Origin of the sequence: Algibacter ulvanivorans (assembly GCF_048381495.1) — a bacterium.
Taxonomy (GTDB): Bacteria; Bacteroidota; Bacteroidia; order Flavobacteriales; family Flavobacteriaceae; genus Algibacter_B; species Algibacter_B ulvanivorans.
The window spans coordinates 1-323 of sequence record NZ_JBLWGD010000046.1; the positions used below are offsets into that span (position 1 = coordinate 1).

Genomic DNA, 323 nt, shown 5'->3' on the forward strand with positions numbered 1-323 from the left:
TTCGCCATTTATTTTATATTCTTGGGTTAATGGGTGTATTGCGCAAATAGAATCATCAACTATATTTACATCTAATGTTTTAACACATCCAGATTCAGATTCAAAAGTATATAAACCTGATTGAGATGTACTTGTTACTCCTAAATTGTAATCTCCATTTACAATGCTGCCGTCTGGTAGTGTGATTGTAAAATCCACATCTTCTTGAACAACACTTAACTCTAAACTATCACCTGATGCTATAGTAATTGAGCCTGAACCACTTCCCGAAACACCTTCAACTATATATTCTACATCCATAGGATATGTTGAACAAGGACTTG

1 protein-coding gene is annotated in these 323 nt (G+C 34.1%); it reads right to left on the reverse strand.

Annotated features, from left to right (window positions below; all coding sequences use genetic code 11):
• The coding region (locus tag ACNG5D_RS15925) for a hypothetical protein (protein ID WP_418184517.1) at positions 1 to 323 on the reverse strand (323 nt) is incomplete at both ends.